At 60.3% G+C, this 1,198-nt stretch carries 1 pseudogene; it reads left to right on the forward strand.

Going from position 1 to position 1,198, the window contains the following annotated elements:
- The first annotated feature begins 64 nt into the window (after positions 1–64).
- A pseudogene (locus C2I19_RS22855) lies at positions 65–1,178 on the forward strand (ISAs1 family transposase).
- Positions 1,179–1,198: the final 20 nt, after the last annotated feature.

Consider the following 1,198-nt stretch of genomic DNA (forward strand, 5'->3'; position numbering starts at 1 on the left):
CAGGGCCATTCAACGCTGAACTCGTAGGCAAATGAACGGTCAGTATTTATTTGCGATATGCCACATGCTAACCCTCGCCATCCTTTCCTCCATCCCCGACCATCGGCGCGGCCAAGGCCGCTTGTTCGACCTGCCGCACGTGCTCCTGTGCAGCATTCTGGCCGTGCTCGCCGGCGCAGACAGCTACCGCTCGGTCTATCGCTTCATTGATGTTCGCTGGGACTGGCTGCGCCAGCACACAGGCCTCAATTGGCGGCGCAAGCCTTGCTACACCGCGCTTTACACCATCCTGCGAGGTATCGATGCCTCCGCCCTGGAGCAGGCACTGCGCCAGCAAGCCGCACAACTGACGGCGCCCCCCCAGGACGAGGGCCTCTGCGCCGTCGCGCTGGACGGAAAGACCCTGCGCGGCAGCCTCGACCAAGCGGCACAAACGCCAGCGTTGCAATGGCTGTCAGCCTTTCGCCATCTCGATCACCTGGTGCTGGGACAGGTCAGCTGGCGCGATGGCGACAAGAACAACGAAATCGCAGCGGCGCAGCAACTGATTGAAGAGTTGGGGCTGCCCGGCCAGCTGTACACGCTGGATGCCCTACACTGCCAAAAAAACACTGCAGATTGCTCAAAAAAGCGGCAGTGACGTGCTGGTGCAGGTCAAGCGCAACCAACCCAAGCTCCACAAGCTGCTATTGGAATTGGCTACCTCACATGCGGCAGCGGAGCTGTGCGCCAAGCAAGATGTGGGTCGCCGCAACCGAATAGAACGACGCGAGACACGTATCTGGCGGCTATCGGAGGGCACCCTGCCGGAAGACTGGGCCTTGCTGCGCACGCTGATTGGCGTGGAGCGCAACGTGGAGCGTTTCGACGTTGGACATCAGCAATGGCGCTCAAGCCAGGACACCGCCTGGTATGTCTGCACTCGGGAGCTGACGGCGGAGCAAGCCAGTCAGTTGGTTCGGGGTCATTGGGGCATAGAGAACCGCTGCCACTACGTACGTGACGTGACCCTGAACGAAGATGCCAGCCAAATCAGCGTGAATCCTGGTGTGTTTGCTCAGCTGCGTAGCTGGGCACTGAACGGCTTGCGTTGGGCAGGCCATCACAATATCAAAGCGGCACGCGAACAACTGGGTTGGTCGCCAGACCAGTTACTGGCGCTATGCAAGCTGGCATGAGATAGCATTGAATGGCCCTG

Source organism: Chromobacterium alticapitis, assembly GCF_002924365.1.
Taxonomy (GTDB): domain Bacteria; phylum Pseudomonadota; class Gammaproteobacteria; order Burkholderiales; family Chromobacteriaceae; genus Chromobacterium; species Chromobacterium alticapitis.